The organism is Maribacter sp. (assembly GCF_016744255.1).
Lineage (GTDB): Bacteria > Bacteroidota > Bacteroidia > Flavobacteriales > Flavobacteriaceae > Maribacter_B.
In genome coordinates, this window is the sequence record NZ_JADGES010000072.1 from 1 (window position 1) to 18,020 (window position 18,020).

Below are 18,020 nucleotides of genomic sequence, written 5' to 3' on the forward strand. Positions count from 1 at the left end.
TTAGAAACCTATCAAGAATATGTAAAAGTGGTAGATACCCTTTACATTAGAAAGGAACAAGAAATCTCTAGAGCAGCTAGGTTTAATAGAGATTTAGCATCTAAACAGAGTAGAATATCTGGATTAGAAAAAGATAGAGAATTGTCTCAAAGTAAGTACGACCTAGCATACACGGAACAACAATTATATCAATTAAACAATAAACGCCAAAAATGGGTTATATACTCTTTGATAATAGGTTTAGTGTTAACCGGTTTGGCGGCTTTCTTTTTTTATAGAAGTAACCAGCAACAAAAAATTTCAAATAATTTATTGGCATTAAAATCTTTGCGTACGCAGATGAATCCGCATTTTATTTTTAATGCTTTGAACTCTGTGAATAATTACATTTCTAAAAATGATGAGCGTAGTGCAAATAGATATTTAAGCGATTTTTCTACCCTTATGAGGGCGGTTCTGGAAAATTCGGACGAAGATTTTATTCCCCTTTCCAAGGAGCTAGAATTATTAGAGCTGTATGTAAAGCTAGAGCATTCTCGTTTCCCGGATAAGTTCGATTATTCTATTATGATAGACGAAAATGTTGATGTAAATTCCTTTCAGATTCCTCCTATGTTGTTGCAGCCATATATAGAAAATGCTATTTGGCATGGATTGCGCTATAAAGAAGAAAAGGGCTTTTTGAAAATTGACATTAATGCCATAAACAAAGAGACCTTAAAAATTGTTATTTCAGACAATGGCATTGGGCGAAAAAAATCGGAGGAATTAAAAACGCAGAATCAGAAAAAGCAAAAATCTAAAGGAATGGGCAATATAAAAAAACGTATTGCTATTTTAAATGAAATGCACAAGGATAAGGTAGATGTGTATATTTCAGATTTAGAAAATACTGGAGTTGGTACAAAAGTAAAATTCACGCTAAAAAAAGAATAATGGAGTTAAAAGCAATTTTAGTAGAGGATGAAGCAAATAGTAGAGAGATACTTCGTAATTACTTAAAAAAGTATTGCCCCGAAGTTGTTTTGGTTGGCGAAGCTAGTTCTATAAAAGAAGGTTTAATTTTGATAGAGAACAATAAATTAGATCTTGTTTTTTTAGATGTAGAAATGCCATTTGGTAATGCTTTCGATTTGTTAGAACAAGTTCCAGAGCGTACCTTTGAAACGGTATTTGTAACCGCATATAATCAGTACGCAATGGATGCTCTTAACCATCATGCTGCTTACTATTTAATGAAGCCAATTAATATAGATGAATTAATAAAGGCGGTGGATTTTGTTAAGGAGATAAAGGAGAAAGAAGAGCGTATTTTAGATAAAATTCTTGTTCCGAATATAGCTAGGGTAGAAGGTAAAATTACATTGCCACAACAAGACGGTTTTCAAGTACTCAATGTTACGGATATATTGTATTGCAAGGCAGATGATAATTATACAGAAATATACTTAGAAAATAAAAAAATAGTGGTTAGCAAGACTCTTAAGTATTTTGAAGAGGCACTATCTAGTTTTTCCTTTGCAAGAATACATAAGTCGTATTTGGTGAATGTAAATGAAATTGTAAAATATAGAAAAGGTAAAGGGGGTAGTGTCGTAATTTCTAGTGGTAAAGAATTGTTAGTATCTGCATCTAAGAAGAAAGATTTGCTATCCTATTTTTAAAAGATAAAAGAAAATTGATATGGTTATAAAGACAGTAAATGGAAATACTCCTGAGATTGGAGAAGATTGTTTTATTGCAGAAAATGCAACAATTGTTGGTGAGGTGTCTATGGGTAATCAGTGCAGTGTTTGGTTTAATGCTGTGTTGCGAGGCGATGTTCATTTTATAAAAATGGGGAACAAAGTAAATGTGCAAGATGGTGCGGTAATACATGCTACATATCAAAAATCGCCAACTACTATAGGGAATAATGTTTCCATTGGTCATAATGCATTAGTACATGGTTGTACGATAAAAGATAATGTGCTAATTGGTATGGGTAGTATTATTATGGATGATTGTATAATAGAGAGCAATAGTATTATTGCTGCAGGCGCTGTATTAACAAAAGGAACACATGTTCCAGAAGGAACAGTTTTTGCAGGTATGCCAGCAAAAAAAATAAAAGATATTAGTCCAGAATTAAGTTCTGGTGAAGTAAATAGAATAGCAGATAGTTATGTAAAATATTCTAGCTGGTTTAAGGAAGAATAACTTTTAATAAAGAATACGGTTAAAGAGTAGGAAAGGATTTTTTACGCTATAGCGTATTAAGAATAAGATAATTTGTATTTTTGCAGCCTTAAAACACGACCAAAAATGAATGCGTATATATTTCCAGGACAAGGAGCACAGTTTGTAGGAATGGGTTTAGATTTATATGAAAAATACCCAATAGCACAACAGTTATTTGAGCAGGCTAATGAAATTTTAGGGTTTTCTATAACAGATTTAATGTTTGAGGGAACTCCAGAAGGTTTAAAGCAAACGAAAGTTACGCAACCAGCCATATTTTTGCATTCGGTTATACTTAGTAAAGTAATGGGAGATTCTTTTAAACCTAATATGGTTGCAGGGCACTCTCTTGGAGAATTTTCTGCTCTAGTTGCTAATGGAACATTAAATTTTGAAGACGCTTTGCAATTGGTTTCTAAAAGAGCTTTAGCTATGCAAAAGGCTTGTGAAATTCAACCAAGCACTATGGCGGCAGTTCTAGGGTTAGAAGACGCTAAAGTAGAAGAGATATGCGCAACGATAGATGGTATAGTAGTTCCTGCAAATTATAACTGCCCTGGGCAATTGGTTATTTCGGGAGAAATAGAAGCTATTAATACTGCTTGTGAAAAATTAAAAGAGGCTGGTGCACGTAGAGCATTAGTTTTGCCAGTTGGTGGCGCTTTTCATTCGCCATTAATGGAGCCCGCAAGAGAAGAATTGGCAGCAGCGATAGAACAAACAGTCTTTAATACGCCTAACTGCCCTATATATCAAAATGTAACTACAACGGCTGTTACAGATGCCGATGAAATAAAGAAAAACTTAATTTCGCAACTGACAGCCCCAGTAAAATGGACGCAGAGTGTTAAGAATATGGTGGCAGATGGCGCTACTTTATTTACAGAAATTGGTCCAGGCAAAGTTTTGCAAGGATTGGTTCGTAAGATAGAATCCTCAGCAGAAACTACCTCTGCAATTGTGGAATAGTTCTTGTTTATCGACTAACATTGTATTTTGTCTATTAAATATTATTTTAAGCTGTTAATTACGGCTACGGATTATTTTTTTAGTAATATTGACTCCCAAATTTTACGCTATAACTACCTGCAATGCTGTGAATTGAATTAGGATTAGTTCAGAAAACAGTTATGAAATTGAATAAAAAAATATTTTTTAAAAACGAAGTATACGTAAAAGGGTACTTATGTTTGCCTTTATTTGTAATACTCTTGTTTAGTGGTTTTGTTGGGCAATCGCAAACAGTTAGTATATCATCTTTAGATGATACTGCCGCTGAGGTTGTTTTTCCAGGTGTAAATACAGCAAGTTTTACTGTATCTAGAACAGGGTCTACTTTCTCATCTCTCAACGTCACAATTAATGTAGGAGGTACTGCTGATGGAGGGACGGATTATACAACGCTTTCTCTTACAGTTAATATTCCTCTTTTTCAACCATCCACAACTGTTTTATTGTCAGGAATAGTAGATGATGCCTTAGTAGAAGGAGATGAAACTGTAGTTGTAACAATAGAACCAGGGGCTTATATTATTGGAGCTGCAGCATCTACAACGTTAACCATTGCAGATAATGATGTGGCAGGAGTAAATATAGATACACTAATTGGAACAACAACGGAAGCAGGCGGGACAACGGATTTTCTTTTTACATTAACTAGTGAGCCTACTGCAAATGTTACGATTCCTATTAGTGGATATGATGCGACAGAAACCTCTGGCCCTGCAAGTGTAACACTTACGTCTTTAAATTGGAACACTGGTGTAACATTAACAATAGCTGGAATTGATGACTCTATAGTGGATGGCGATATAGATGATATTATTATTACAGGAAATACAACTTCTCTAGATTCTGATTATAGTGGATTTACAGTTGCTGATTTAACCGTGACAAATACGGATGATGATGTTGTTGGAGTAAATATAGATACACTCATAGGAACAGCAACGGAAGCAGGTGGGACAACGGATTTTCTTTTTACATTAACTAGTGAGCCTGCTGCAAATGTTACGATTCCTATTAGTGGATATGATGCGACAGAAACCTCTGGTCCTGCAAGTGTAACACTTACACCTTTAAATTGGAACACTGGTGTAACATTAACAATAGCTGGAATTGATGACTCTATAGTGGATGGCAATATAGATGATATTATTATTACAGGGAATACAACTTCTCTAGGTTCTGATTATAGTGGACTTGCAGTTGCTGATTTAACCGTGACAAATACGGATGATGATACAGCAGGGCTAACTGTTTCTTCAGTGACTGGTAATACTACAGAGGCAGGTGGTATAGCAACATTTACAGTAACTTTAGATAGTGAGCCCACAACAGCAGTAACGATAACCTTATCTAGTAATGATACCACGGAAGGGGCAGTTTCTCCGGCAGTAGTAATACCAACTGCGAATTGGAATATTCCTACTGTAGTAACCGTAGTAGGAGTAGATGATGCAATTGTAGATGATTTTCAGAATTATTCTATTTCGGGGGTTGTTACTTCGTCAGGTCCTGATTATGCAGGTATAGTTATGGCAGATGTAGCTGTTACCAATACTGATGATGATGAAGCAGGAGTAAATATAAATACACTAACAGGAACAACAACAGAAGCTGGCGATGTGCAAGCAATTTTTGTTTTCACTTTAACTAGTATGCCTTCAGCAAGTGTAACTATTAATATAAATGGATATGTTCCAACGGAAAACTCTGGCCCTACAAGTATAACAATAGAGCCAGGGGAATGGAACACAGGTGCGACACTTACAATATTAGGAGTAGATGATACTAGTATTGATGGGAATCATGTAGGTACTATTAATACAGGAAATGTTATTTCTGCAGATTCATTTTATAATGCCCTCACAGACGCAGATGTGCCTCAACTAACAGTAACAAATAATGATGATGACGGTTGTGGTTCCACTCCAGTTTCCAACGGACTAAGTGCAGAATTTTGTGGAGAGATAAGTGCAAATTTAAATAATTATACAAATACACCACCTCCATCGGGGATGACATTGATATGGAGTAGATCTTCAAACCCTTTTAATGTAGTGGGAAGGCTAGACCCCCAATCTTTAAGTGAAAATATAACAAGTGAAGGTTCTTTCTTTGGTTACTTTTATGACGCAACTAATGATTGTGCAGGTGGTGTTTTAGAAATAGAATTAATTTCTAATGAAATACCTGCAATAGAAAGTGGTACGGGGGCTATAAACTGTGGGCCTGGTATTTTATTGTTGTCTGCAACGGCAAGTGCGGGAGCTTCTCTAAAATGGTTCAGTAGCCTTACTGGCGGAACAGAATTAGCTACAGGGAATTCTTACTCTACTGTTAATTTAGATAAAACGACTTCATTTTATGTGGAGGCGGAGGCTAATGGCTGTGTTTCAAGGGAAAGAGTAGAGGTTGTTGCAACAATTATACCTGAGGCTTTTTCTGGTACGGCTTCGAACGATATTGCTTGTAGTTTAGCATCTACGCAACAACCATTAAGTGCTATTGATTTAGATAGTCGTTTGCTAGGGAGCCCAGATATAGGCGTATGGTCTTTTGTTTCTGGCCCTGCTACACTTGTAATAGAAGCGGATAATGTAGTTAGTTTTGTTGATCAAGCTGTAGGAGATTATATATTTAGATATACTACCACTGAAGCAGTAGCACCATGTGCTAATACTTTTACAGATGTTACTATTAGTGTTACAGCAGATTGTACTCCAGACCCTATTGATCTTGAAATTTTAAAAACAGTTAATAATCCAAATGCTATTGCAGGGGAAAATGTAATTTTCACCATTACAGTAAATAATTTATCACCCAATAAAGTACAAAATATTGTTGTAGGAGATTTATTAGAATCTGGTTTTGATTATGTATCTAATATTCCTTCTAGTGGTACTTATGATGAAGTTACTGGTATATGGCAAATTTCGGAATTAGGAGCAATGGGTACGGCAACCTTAAATATAGAAGTTACTGTATTACCAGAGGGTATTTATACCAATGTAGCGGAACTTTTAGAATCTTTTCCATTAGATAATAATACTGCTAACGATAGAGCAGAGGTTTCTTTAATCATTGATGTGCCTGAGGGGGTAGATTTAAAAATAACCAAAACAGCGAATAGTAATAGACCTTTGATACGTGATGCCGTTGTTTTTACTATCAAGGTAGAAAATAAATCTGTAGAGACTATTGTAAGTCAAATACGGGTTTCGGATTTAATTTCCGTAGATTCTGGTTTTGTTTATGTGTCTCATAATACTTTAAATGGAGATTACGATGCGGCAACTGGAGTGTGGCTAATTTCAGAGCTTGCAAAAGACGAAGAAGCTACTTTAGAAATTACGGTAACTGTTCCTAGTGCGGGGACATTTATAAATACAGCGACTATTATTGGTTCAGTCCCAGCGCAAACAGATAGCAATGATGCTGACAATAATAATACTGCTAGTGCTGAGGTATTAGTGAGTTTGCCAACAGAAGCGGATTGTGGTTTTGTTTTTAATCAGTTTTCGCCAAATGGAGATGGTACAAACGACTTTTTAAAAATCCAATGTATAGAACAGTACCCAGCTAATCGCTTACAGATTTATGATAGGTATGGAAACCTAGTTTACACAGTTGCTGGATATATTAATAATTGGGATGGTGAAGGAGATAGTGGTCAAGTTCCAGACGGAACGTATTTCTATTTGTTAGATTTAGGTAATGATACAGAAGTGCTAAAAGGCTGGATACAGTTAATAAGATAAAATGAGTATGAGTTTTAATATAAAGATAAAGCAGCCCAGTAAAGTTATTGTTGCTGTATTACTTTTGGTTAGCGTGGCAACCATGTATGCGCAAAAAGAACCGCAATACACCCAGTATATGTACAATATTGGCAGCTTTAACCCAGCTTACGTAGGAACAGTAGAAACCCCAGAAATTAATGCAGCCTATAGAGCGCAATGGATAGATATTGAAGGAGCTCCTAGAACTATTCGATTGGGGTTAAATTTACCCATGCGAAATGAAAAAAATGGTTTGGGGTTTAATATAGTCAATGACCAAATAGGGCCATTGACGCAAACTTTTGTGGATGTAGCGTATTCTTTTCAAGTAAGCGTTACGGATGAAACAAAGTTCTCTTTCGGAATTGATGCAGGTGGTTCTTTTTTGAATCTTGATTTTTCTAAGGGGACATTTGAGAATCCAGGGGAACCAATTTTAGATAGAGAAACTGTAAGTAAATTTTACCCTACCATAGGAGCTGGTTTATTTATGTATGGAGACCAATGGTACATGGGAGCTTCCGCTCCTAACTTTTTAACAGATGGAGTGTATAACGAGGATGTAGCGACCATTGTGGAAGATAAGATGCAGTTTAATTTTATTGGAGGTTACGTGTTTAATTTATCCGATGGATTAAAGTTTAAACCTGCTTTTTTAATAAATTCTTTAAAAGGTGCTCCAGTAAATATTAATTTATCTACTAATTTTTTAATTAAAGATGTATTCACCGCAGGCGTGTCTTATAGAGTAGATAACGCCTTTAGTGGAATAGCTGGTTTTCAGGTGTCTAATGGTATGTTTATTGGATATTCTTATGATTATAACACCAACTTATTGGGGGAATATAATAATGGTTCTCATGAGGTTATTTTTAAATTCTATTTAGGTAAGGGTAAAAGCACAAATAAATCTGGTAAAGGAGAAAAACAGAATGCCAAGGGGAAACCAAAGCAAATAGATACTCCAAGATTTTTCTAAAGTAAGCAGTATATGAAATTTAGAATAGTATTAGCATTATTTGTAATAACGAGTGCTTGGTCTTATGGACAAAATAAAGAGTCTAAAGGGGATATTTATTTTTATGAATATAAGTACCAGAAGGCTATACAAGAATATGAAAAAGAAAAAACAAAATGGCCTCTTTCTAACGAGAAACAAATGAAGTTGGCGGACTCTTACTTTAAAGTAAAAGATTATAAAAATGCCGCATTAAGTTATATTGTTGTTAATAAAAATAATGACACTATTCTTTCTACACATAGATTTAATAAAATGTTACAAAGTTTAGCAAAGAATGGCGAGAAAGTAAGAGTAGATGCTTTTCTAGATTCTAAATCGCATTTATTATCTAGGGAATTGTTAGAAAATTATGAGTTCAACAAAGAAATTTTATCTAACAATAAAGAAGAGCAGGTTTTCGGGATAAAAAATTTAGAAATTAATAGCCCTCAATCCGATTTTTCACCTGCATTTTATAAAGATAAAATATTATTTAGTAGTAATAGGAAAGTTGCCATGAATAGAGGAGGTAAGTCTGGAGAACAAGGCTATCTAGATATTTTTGTTGCAAAATTAGGAAATGAAGGAGTGCCAGTTAATCCTAATCCATTTACACGTATACCAGATTTCGGTTTTCATGAAGCTACACCTTTTTATGCAGAAGCAACAGATAGGCTATTTTATATTCGTTCTAATACTAGTGGAGGTAATATGGCTTTCGATGAGAATGGAAAAAATGCACTAGCAATTGGTTCTGTGGATAGATCTAATTCTTACAATTATTTATTAAAAGATTTAAGCACCTCTTTTTACTATCCGTTTTTCGAAGAAGGTAGTGGTAAACTATATTTTTCAGCAAATTTCGACGATAGTTATGGTGGTACAGACTTGTATTATGTCTATACTAATAATGGGCAAATAATGTCGGAACCAATTAACTTAGGAGCAAGAATTAATACTCCAGCTAATGAAATAGCACCTTATATTCAGGATGGTAGTTTATACTATTCTTCAGATATTTTTTATGGTTTTGGAGGGATGGATGTTTATAAAACTAATATGTTAATAGATGGCGGTTTTAGTATTCCAATAAATTTAGGAGGTGGCATAAATTCTAATCAAGATGATTTTGGCTTTATAATAAAAGAGAATAGTGTAGGCGAACTTTCTGGTTATTTCTCATCTAATAGAGAAGGAGGACAGGGAGATGATGATATATATAGTTTTAGTGTTACTAATGAAATAGGATTAAAAACATTTGCTATTAAAGGAAGGGTAATTAGTTTAACGAATAGAAGAGGAGTTGATAAGGCAAAAGTGGAATTAAGAGATTCCAAAGGTCATATTGTAAAAGAAATATATACTACGGAGGATGGGGATTATACAGTTGAATTGCCATGGTTTAATCAGGTAACTATAAAAGCAACTAAGGGAGGGCACTCTACTTTTTCTGTTACTTTTAATGAAGAGGGAATGATTGAAGCACAGAAATCTCCTTTAAATATGGGAATTGTTGCATTAAATGATTTGGTCGAAGAGAAAGAAGAAAAGACCATTATTAAATTAAATAAATTTTACTTTGATAATGGAAAAAGTATAGTAACCCCTTTAATAGCTGCTGAGTTAGATAAGGTGATAGTTGCAATACAGGGTTTTCCGCAATTACAAGTACGGATAGAATCTCACACAGCGAGTAAAGGTAGAGATGTAACAAATAAAAAACTTTCTCAAAAAAGAGCAGACGCTATTAAAATATACTTATTGCAAAAAGGAGCTTCAGTTTCTAATATTGTTGGAGCTTTAGGTTATGGAGAAGAAAAAATTAAAAACAGGTGTGCTAATGGAGTGTATTGTTTAGATTTTTTGCATAATCAAAATAATCGTACTTTGTTTGTAGTAGAAAATTATAAGGAACTAGAATAAATCATTTACGGTTAATTTTGTAATAGTCTCTATTGGAGAGGGTAGTTCGGTCATTATTTTTAGTTATGTTGTCCTTGTCGCTAGAGCAGCTCTGTAGGGAAAAGCCAACAACGATAATTAGTAAATACATTTTTAAATGTTTCATAAAGTGTATAATTAATGGGTTAAAGAACTGCGATAAAATGGGAGATTCTGTATGTTTCGCTTAGAAGTGTTTAACATAACAATCGTTGAATGACCGATAGCAATATAGATGCTTAAAGGAGTATATTTTTGTTAGGAATCTAAATAATAATCAGCCAAAAATAGTAGATAGAAAATAAGGAGAGAAAGATAATTCCTGTATAGGATAATAGGAGAAGGCCTTTTTTTGGCTTCTGCTCTTCATGCAGTTCCGAGCTTAATACGTTTTTTAGATTCATAAAACCAATAATAGGAGCAACAACAAAAGAAACGAAAGTAGCGAGCGCAACTAACTGTCCCATATTAGCTCCAAAAGCGGCAATGACAACAAAGTTTATTACTGCAAGAATTAAAACACTTACTGGAAATAACTTTTTAGAGTTCTGTTTCTTAATTTTTGTACTAAGTAATTGTAGTATGTCAATACTTACGCGTGCAATAGCGTCATGTGCAGTCATGCAGGTACTAAACATGGTAGCAAAGGCGGCGACAGAAATAAAAATATAGGCCCATTGGCCAATATGGATAGTGAATAAAGTAACAATCTGGTCGGCAAAAGTAATAGCACTACTACTTAATACTGTATTGGTACCATAAAGAGTGAGCCATCCGATAATTAAAAAAAAGACGGCTAATATAGCAGTGATGAGGTAGCCTATATTAAATTCTCTTAAGCTTTCTTTTAGGCTAGGTTTATCACCTTGAATTTGCCATTTTTCTTTACTCCAAAGACTAATCCAGCTAGATGCTTCTACCGTTGTTGGCATCCATCCCATTAATCCAATTAAAAAAAGAATGCCTACTTCATTAAGAATAGGAGAAGGTGTAAAGTTTGGTGCTTGTGCTACTTGTCCTTTGAAAATAACAAGTATCGTTGTCGTAAGTACTGCAAAAAGTAAAAGGCTTACAACGTATTTCAAAGACTTTTCTAAAAAAGAATATTTTCCGACAATTAGTAATAGGCTAATTAACGAAAATAGGCATAAAGCAATTATAGAAACAGAGACTTCAGAAATCTTAAACAGATTTATAAATAAGCCAGAAGTAACAATGTATAAAGCGGCTAAGATGGTAAAAGTGCTTACTAGAGTAATGATGGCATAAAACCATAAATAGCCTTTACCACGGTTTAAATAACCTTCGATAAGGGTTTTGTTTGTTACATTGGTATACCGAACGCCAAATTCAAAAAAAGGGTATTTTAAAATATTAGCAAGTATGATAGGGAAAACCATTATCCATCCATATTGAGCACCGGCCTTTGTGGACATTACTAAGTGCGATGTTCCTATAGCCATACTAGCAAATAGTAAGCCTGGTCCTATACTTTTAAGAAATTTTTTAAGAGAAGATGTCAAAATAGTTGGGTGTTATTTTTTGTAAAATAAAACAATTTATAAATTCTAAAGGAATCTATTTTATAAGAATCTTATCTCCAAAAAATTTGGGCTGCGTGTTCAATAGTAAATCGATAAAAACTTTTACTCTAGCAAAGTACTCTCTAAAATGTACTTTAAAACCTTGTTTACCTTTAATGTCTTTCGCATTAAAGCCAATAGCATTTAGGCCCTTTTTTTTGGCAATATATATAGCTCTTTCATTATGGAATTTTTGAGAAATTATGGTAACAGAGTCTAATCCAAAAACTGTTTTTGCTCTCATCATAGAGTCTAAAGTACGGAAGCCTGCATAGTCTAGAAATATTTTTTCAGCAGGAATTCCACCTTTGATTAAATCTTTTTTGAAACTATTGGGTTCATTATAGTATATGCTGCCGTTATCTCCACTAACTAAAACAAAATCTATTTTATTTGCATGGAAAAGAGTGATAGTCGCATTAATACGATTCGTATAATATGGGTTTGGTGCACCGCCAATTAGTTTTTTAGCAGTACCTAAAACAAGTCCAACCTTGTTTTTAGGGATTTCAAGAGCGGTGTTGAACGTTTTATTTTCAGTAGAATTACTAATAATAAGGTTGCTGAATAGTAAAGCAATACAGGGTAGAGCAATTAATAATGTAAGACTACGAAATAGAAACTTTTTCATGTAAAAAAAATCAACTTTTAAATATAGTGAATAGTTGAGGTTGTATGTCTATGAAAAGGGGATTTAAGGATGTTTTTTCCAAGCTGATAATTGAGTCTTTGTCTTTGCTTTTTGAATTCTTCCATAAAAAGTCCAAATAGGTTCATATTGATCGGTTGGTTTTTTATTCGTTATAGTTGAGTGAATGACATTTGCGGTAATATATGAGCCAATTAGGAATAGGGTGTAAATTATCTTCCCTATAGCTGCTAATTCCTATTTGTTTTTAAAACACCCTTCCAAGCGATACACCCTGAAGAAAAATCAATTTCTAATTCTTTGGCAATTGTCACTGCAATTGTATTTGTTTCAAATTCTACTCGGGTGTGATTCAGGAATATAGCACTGGTAAATATGCTTTTTGAAACTTAGCTTATTTTTTAAGTGTTTGTGTTGTCAGGTCTTGCTTCATGGTAAGGTGATTCAATTTTTTATGCTTATATTTAATTCCAACAAAAAAACAAGACATGAATTTCAACAATCCTTTTAAAGTAATGAAGTCACTAATGCTCGTATTGATTATTAGTCTTTCAGTGAATAGTTCTGCTCAGAATTCTAATAATGAAGAAAAGATTCTTTACTTGGGATACGGATCGAATATGTCAGAAGAGTATATGAAAAAGTATGCACCTAGTTTGGAGTATGTAATGAATGTACAACTACCTAATTACGAGATTCAGTTTAGAAAATACTCAACAAATATGAAAGGTGGTCTAAGTAGTATTATCGAAAAGCCAGGCGGAATGGTTTATGCGGTATTATACTGGATTTCAAAAAAAGAAATGGAGGCCTTGGATATTTTAGAAGATGTGCCGTTAGGAATATACAAAAGAGAGACCTTTCAAGTGCTTGGTGAAGATGGAAAATGGTATGCTGCAGATCTTTATCGGGTTACAAACCCTAAAGGCCCTTATACCCCTTCAAAACAATATTTAGATATTATGATTGCTGGTGCCAAAGAACATAAAATAAATGCAGATTGGATAAAAAGACTGGAGAAAGCACGTGCAAAACTGGATTAAACTAAGTGCTTTTTCCTTAATTATTTTTAGTAATATAATGGATGATCGTCTTATTATCGTACTATTTTTTCTCTATTATCGAAATTAAACTGTGATAAAACAAGGCTTGCTAATTTATGTGAAGTAAAAAACATAAATTAGCAAGCCTTGTATTGTAATCAGAAAGTTAGTTTTGCTTCCTTTTTCTAGTAGCCCAAAGTATTATTGAACCAGCAACAAAGGGTATTATACGTTCTACATAATCGCCTATGGTGTTTGGTAACATAAAAAATATTACTGCTAAAACAAATCCTACTAAAATTGCAAGTAATATAATTTTACCAGAATACTTAAAACCAGATAGTTTAAATATTACAATAGGGCCAAAGGCAGCGCCAAGAGCGCTCCATGCAAATAAAGCTCGATCAAAAATAGTTGCTGGAACATAGATAGAAATAATAATAGATGCGATAACTACTACAGCAATCGCCAATCTAGATATTAGTAAACGTTGCTTAGGAAAACGATTTCCCAGACCTAAGTCATGGGAAATACTAGAGGCTCCTACCAGTAATTGACTGTCTGCTGTTGACATAATCGCAGATAATACAGCGGCAATAATAATGGCTGCCCACAAAGGAGAGAATAATCTATTGGTAAGTTCAAAGAATACCGTTTCAACAGCAGCTCCTTCTAATCCTGGTATCAACATTTGTCCTGCCAAGCCTAAAATCAACATTCCAGTAAAAACAATTAAGAACCAAACAACAGTAAGTACTCGTGCTTGACGTACCGATTTGTCATCGCGTAATGCCATGAAGCGTACCAAAAGATGTGGCTGACCAACAGGACCAAAACCAATACCAAGAGACCCTGCTGCAAAACCTATTACTGCTAATCCTGTGTTTTTTCCTGATAAACTTAAATATTCTGGATCGGCGGTAGCGCGTAAACCTTCAAAAAGAGCGTCGAAGCCACCAATACTAATAATTGCAGCAGTAGGTAAAATTAAAGCAGTAATTGCCATTAATACTCCTTGAACAGTATCTGTTATACTAACCGCCCAAAACCCACCTAAAAAGGTATATATCATAATTACGAGTCCTCCTAATATGATACTACCATTAACTGACATGTTAAAAGTGGTAGAAAGAGTACTTCCTGCTCCTTGAAACTGTGCTGCCACATAAAAAGCAAAGGATATTAAAATGATAATAGAGGAAACAATAACTATAGCACTACGTGAAGTTCCTGTGGTTTTATGTGCCACAAAATCAATTACTGTAATATTATTATTTTCAGCACTATACTTTCGCATTTTAGGTGCTACATAATACCAAGCAAGAACAACTCCTAACCAACACCCTAAAACAATCCAAATGGCCGATAAACCAAGAACATAAGCAGCCCCACTCATTCCCAGAAGTGTCCATGCAGAAGAGGAACTTGCTGAATAACTTATGGCTGCTACTACTGGGCCTAGATTTCTTCCTCCTAAAAAATAATCTGTATTGCTTTTGGTACGTCTAGAGGACCAAATACCAATACCTATTAATAGTACCTTATACACTAGAAGGGTAATTATGATAACTGTTGTTTTTTCCATTTTCAATTGCGTCTTTATAGTTTTATAATTTTATTTTCATTAAATTTTGTACTTGATGACCTAATCTATTGCTTGGATAAAAACCTATTTTTATCAACTCTTTAGTAACATCTACTGGTATTTCTTTGTTTGGTATTTTTTGATTTAGTACTCCTCCAAAGAGCACAGGTGTATCTAGATTCTGTGCTGCCATTTTTTCTTTTAACATATTCGCATAATCTAATGCCATACCGTTATGTGTGCTGATTAAAATGGCATCTATTTTTTTCTTTTTTACTTGTTCAACTATTTCTTCGGGATTACATTCTGCTCCCATATAAATAATCTCTGCTCCTGTATTTGAAAGTAGCCATTTTAATACCATAACAGCATGCTCATGGACATCTGTAGAAGCAATTAAAAAGCACTTATCTTTTACAGAGTTTTTGATCTCCTTTGTAGAAAACATAGGTAAATTATCTTTGTAACAAGCTTTTGATTGCTCAAATATATCCGTTGGAATTAAAATTTCACGATTTCTTACCTCTGTTTTGTCCAAAGCTCCGGCGCCAAACATTTCTTCAAATACGGCCGGTCCCATTTGTTTTAGAACATACAAAAGTTGCAATGGATTTTTAATATCTACTCCTGCTTCTTTTAAACCGTGAAGCGCATTTTTAAAAACTTGTTTCCCATGCTTAACCATTTTTCGGGCAAAAATATGACTTGAAGAAAAATCTACATGATCCACCAAACGTCTTGCTGTTTCCTCTATTCTATGTCCCAATATTTGCGCTTCAACAATTTCCTCTTTAGAAGGCGCTCTTACGGCTTCGGTAACAGGAAGAGGTAAAACAGCATGACCAGTAGGGCATTTTAACTGCGTCATAATATCCCATAAAAGATACTCACTTACCAATCCTCTATTGACGTCAAAATTTCTGGTATATGAAATAGTATCGCCATAAAACATAGAGCCAATACATTCTTGCTCATGAATTTCATCCAATGCAAAAACCCAGCCTGAACGTTTTATGGGGTCGGATGTTAGGCCACCAATGCAATGAGAAAGCTTAGCGTTTAATAAGTCTTCTACAATATATTTTTCAAGATATGCCCAGCCAGCAACTGTTGTGCAATCAAAAAATAATGCACCATAACCGTCTTCAAGATAGGAATGAAACATAACGCCTTTATTTTTTAATGCGCCCAAAATAGCAATAGATTTTGTGGTTTCTATTGCAGTTGTTACCTGATCATGCCAACCAGGTGCTTCATGTGCAAAAAACTGCGATAGGTTACCAATCGTGGTCACTCCAGCTTTTAATGCATTAATGGTATTGGTTGTTGAAGCTGGAAACCCTATCATAAAATCACCCATATGCGGCTGAATAGGAGTTCTTTTACCTATACGGTTCCAATCATTGAATGTTTCTAAAAGAGGTCCGGTTTCAGCAGGTATATTTGCTCTAATATTCTGTGGTAGACCCATTCGGCGATCAAGGCAAAGACCAGCGCGATCAACTGTTATACCATTATTTGTTGCCTCCTGATGCACAAAAGCAAGAGCTTCTTCGGTTAATTGCCAGTTGCCCATACCAATATGTGCATGGTACATAATTCTGCCCTCTTTAATACTACGTATTTTAAACTCCGCTTCTGAAGAAACATCCCAATAATCAAAAAATGCAGTTCTGCCTATGGTAATGCCTTTTGCGATTTCATTTGCCTCGTTTAGAAGTGTTTCAACTTCTGGTAATTGAGTTTCTAATGCCTTTTTTATTACCGCATCTAAACGTTGTTCATTCATTTTTTAGCTTCATTTTCTTGGTTCATTTTTTTGACAACTTCACCCAAAGCATTAGACCATAAATTTAATCCATCGGATTTCTGGATAGATTTCATTCCTAATTCTGAAATTCCTCCAGGAGTGGCAAGGGTTTTCCAAATTTCATTTAAATCGAGATTATTTTGATGTATTGCCATTCCTGTGGCACTTTCTATGGTTTCAATGACTAGCTCACGGGCCAAATCTTCTTTTATATTATTTTCTTTCCCCCATTGTATTATATTATTCATGAGCGGAAACATCCAAGCATAAAAGGCGCCTACTATTGCAGTAGCTGGTGTTAACATTTCTTCATTAGGTAAAACATGTACATTACCAACCATTGAGAAAAGCTCTTGCGCCAGTTTATTATGGGGATATTGCAAAATAGGACTCTTGTTAATGGCGACAGATGATATAGGTAGTACCCTAATGGCCTTTGCTGGTTTTATTAATGAATTTAATTCTACTAGAGTTACACCCGCAGCTACGCATACAAGAACTTGATGTTTTTCAAAATAGGTATTACTTAGGGCAACTTTAACATCTTTAGGGCGAGTAGCTATTATAACAATATCAGAATTAGATATGGCTTCCTGATTGGATTTAACAATGTGAATGTTTGCGTCGGAACCTTTTAAGGCTGCTGCTTTTTCGTATGTTCGATTATATAATTTTAATATTATTTCAGAGGATCTATTTCTAAAACCATTGATAAGATATTGGGCTAAATGGCCAATTCCTATTATTCCAATCGTTGTTCTTGTGCTTGAATGCTTCGTCATGGTACTTTTTTTGATCAGTAAACGGTAGAAAAATAGTAAAATTTCTAACTCAATTTAAAATACGAGTAAATTATTTGGTTTTAAAAAGAATAAAGGCAACTTTTTGATTGTAAGCAATATAGCGAATATGGGTTCATTATGTTATCCTGATAAGCAGAAAGCTTGAAAATTTTTAATTTTCAAGCTTTCTATTTCTAGCGGAAAATGTAATAGGGTAATATAAATATTGTTTCAATCCATTTCTGGAGAATTAAGAAAACTAAAAAAGATTAGCGTCGGAATACTTTTTGTTTTTCCTGCATTGTTGTCGCCTCATTATATAAAATTATAAGGCTTTCTTTTGCAAAGATATCCTCACCTAGTAAAAGAATCAACATATGAAAATTTCTTGATATTGAATCGGAAGCACATAAAAAGCTTTAAATCATCACAAATATCTAAGGTTAGAATAAATTTACCAAGGGGTATGAAGATTATGATGTTACAGAAAATAAGAATTTTCTAATAAAGCAATTAATAATGTAAGGGGTCAAGCGTAAAACTTGGGGACAAAGTTTAAAATTATAACTTTGAACTCAATTATATACTTTAAAATTTGAACTCAAACTTAGCTAAATATTTAC

At 34.2% G+C, this 18,020-nt stretch carries 13 protein-coding genes; 8 read left to right on the plus strand and 5 right to left on the minus strand.

Annotated elements, in window-relative coordinates; genetic code table 11:
- The 7 genes from QZZ51_RS11990 to QZZ51_RS12020 all read left to right on the plus strand — a co-directional run.
- On the plus strand, positions 1–936 hold a 936-nt coding region (locus QZZ51_RS11990), incomplete at its 5' end, for a histidine kinase (RefSeq protein ID WP_291869947.1).
- The gene (locus QZZ51_RS11995; protein WP_291869949.1) at positions 936–1,664 is read left to right on the plus strand and encodes a LytTR family DNA-binding domain-containing protein; all 729 of its coding nucleotides are present in this window, start codon (positions 936–938) and stop codon (positions 1,662–1,664) included. The genes QZZ51_RS11990 and QZZ51_RS11995, both read left to right, overlap by 1 nt.
- Positions 1,665–1,683: 19 nt before the next feature.
- On the plus strand, positions 1,684–2,199 hold the full coding sequence (locus tag QZZ51_RS12000) for a gamma carbonic anhydrase family protein (protein ID WP_291869951.1): 516 nt from the start codon (positions 1,684–1,686) through the stop codon (positions 2,197–2,199).
- 105 nt (positions 2,200–2,304) lie between these two features.
- Positions 2,305–3,189, plus strand: coding sequence for an ACP S-malonyltransferase (fabD, locus tag QZZ51_RS12005; protein WP_291869954.1), 885 nt, complete (start codon positions 2,305–2,307; stop codon positions 3,187–3,189).
- Between the two features lie 167 nt (positions 3,190–3,356).
- Positions 3,357–6,983, plus strand: a complete 3,627-nt coding sequence (locus QZZ51_RS12010) for a gliding motility-associated C-terminal domain-containing protein (RefSeq protein ID WP_291869956.1) — start codon at positions 3,357–3,359, stop codon at positions 6,981–6,983.
- A 7-nt stretch (positions 6,984–6,990) separates the two neighbouring features.
- Positions 6,991–7,983, plus strand: a complete 993-nt coding sequence (locus QZZ51_RS12015) for a type IX secretion system membrane protein PorP/SprF (protein ID WP_291869958.1) — start codon at positions 6,991–6,993, stop codon at positions 7,981–7,983.
- Positions 7,984–7,995: 12 nt separating this feature from the next.
- Positions 7,996–9,927, plus strand: a complete 1,932-nt coding sequence (locus QZZ51_RS12020) for an OmpA family protein (protein WP_291869960.1) — start codon at positions 7,996–7,998, stop codon at positions 9,925–9,927.
- 284 nt (positions 9,928–10,211) lie between these two features.
- Here the strand turns inward: QZZ51_RS12020 and QZZ51_RS12025 are convergent, their stop codons facing one another.
- Both QZZ51_RS12025 and QZZ51_RS12030 read right to left on the minus strand, forming a co-directional pair.
- Positions 10,212–11,468, minus strand: a complete 1,257-nt coding sequence (locus tag QZZ51_RS12025) for a divalent metal cation transporter (protein ID WP_366511972.1) — start codon at positions 11,466–11,468, stop codon at positions 10,212–10,214.
- Positions 11,469–11,523: 55 nt separating this feature from the next.
- Positions 11,524–12,159 (minus strand): ElyC/SanA/YdcF family protein, encoded by a 636-nt coding sequence (locus QZZ51_RS12030; RefSeq protein ID WP_291869962.1) that lies wholly within the window; start codon positions 12,157–12,159, stop codon positions 11,524–11,526.
- Positions 12,160–12,665: 506 nt separating this feature from the next.
- Here QZZ51_RS12030 and QZZ51_RS12035 point away from each other — a divergent pair.
- Positions 12,666–13,220, plus strand: a complete 555-nt coding sequence (locus QZZ51_RS12035) for a gamma-glutamylcyclotransferase (RefSeq protein ID WP_291869965.1) — start codon at positions 12,666–12,668, stop codon at positions 13,218–13,220.
- A gap of 166 nt (positions 13,221–13,386) precedes the next feature.
- Here QZZ51_RS12035 and QZZ51_RS12040 read toward each other — a convergent pair whose 3' ends face one another.
- From QZZ51_RS12040 to QZZ51_RS12050, 3 genes are read right to left on the minus strand one after another with little or no spacing between them, the layout of a single operon-like run.
- Positions 13,387–14,805: a sodium/proline symporter gene (locus tag QZZ51_RS12040; RefSeq protein WP_291869967.1), complete on the minus strand. Its 1,419-nt coding sequence runs from the start codon at positions 14,803–14,805 to the stop codon at positions 13,387–13,389.
- Positions 14,806–14,827: 22 nt separating this feature from the next.
- On the minus strand, positions 14,828–16,594 hold the full coding sequence (locus QZZ51_RS12045) for a cobalamin-dependent protein (RefSeq protein ID WP_291869968.1): 1,767 nt from the start codon (positions 16,592–16,594) through the stop codon (positions 14,828–14,830).
- Positions 16,591–17,397, minus strand: coding sequence for an NAD(P)-binding domain-containing protein (locus QZZ51_RS12050; RefSeq protein WP_291869970.1), 807 nt, complete (start codon positions 17,395–17,397; stop codon positions 16,591–16,593). Before QZZ51_RS12050 ends, QZZ51_RS12045 begins: the two co-directional genes overlap by 4 nt.
- Positions 17,398–18,020: the final 623 nt, after the last annotated feature.

Bases quoted from the DNA above. Each gene is read 5' to 3' on its own strand.
- QZZ51_RS11995 (WP_291869949.1), top strand. From the start codon at position 936: ATGGAGTTAAAAGCAATTTTAGTAGAGGATGAAGCAAATAGTAGAGAG.
- QZZ51_RS12000 (WP_291869951.1), top strand. From the start codon at position 1,684: ATGGTTATAAAGACAGTAAATGGAAATACTCCTGAGATTGGAGAAGAT.
- fabD (WP_291869954.1), top strand. From the start codon at position 2,305: ATGAATGCGTATATATTTCCAGGACAAGGAGCACAGTTTGTAGGAATG.
- QZZ51_RS12015 (WP_291869958.1), top strand. From the start codon at position 6,991: ATGAGTTTTAATATAAAGATAAAGCAGCCCAGTAAAGTTATTGTTGCT.
- QZZ51_RS12020 (WP_291869960.1), top strand. From the start codon at position 7,996: ATGAAATTTAGAATAGTATTAGCATTATTTGTAATAACGAGTGCTTGG.
- QZZ51_RS12030 (WP_291869962.1), bottom strand. From the start codon at position 12,159: ATGAAAAAGTTTCTATTTCGTAGTCTTACATTATTAATTGCTCTACCC.
- QZZ51_RS12035 (WP_291869965.1), top strand. From the start codon at position 12,666: ATGAATTTCAACAATCCTTTTAAAGTAATGAAGTCACTAATGCTCGTA.
- QZZ51_RS12040 (WP_291869967.1), bottom strand. From the start codon at position 14,805: ATGGAAAAAACAACAGTTATCATAATTACCCTTCTAGTGTATAAGGTA.
- QZZ51_RS12045 (WP_291869968.1), bottom strand. From the start codon at position 16,594: ATGAATGAACAACGTTTAGATGCGGTAATAAAAAAGGCATTAGAAACT.
- QZZ51_RS12050 (WP_291869970.1), bottom strand. From the start codon at position 17,397: ATGACGAAGCATTCAAGCACAAGAACAACGATTGGAATAATAGGAATT.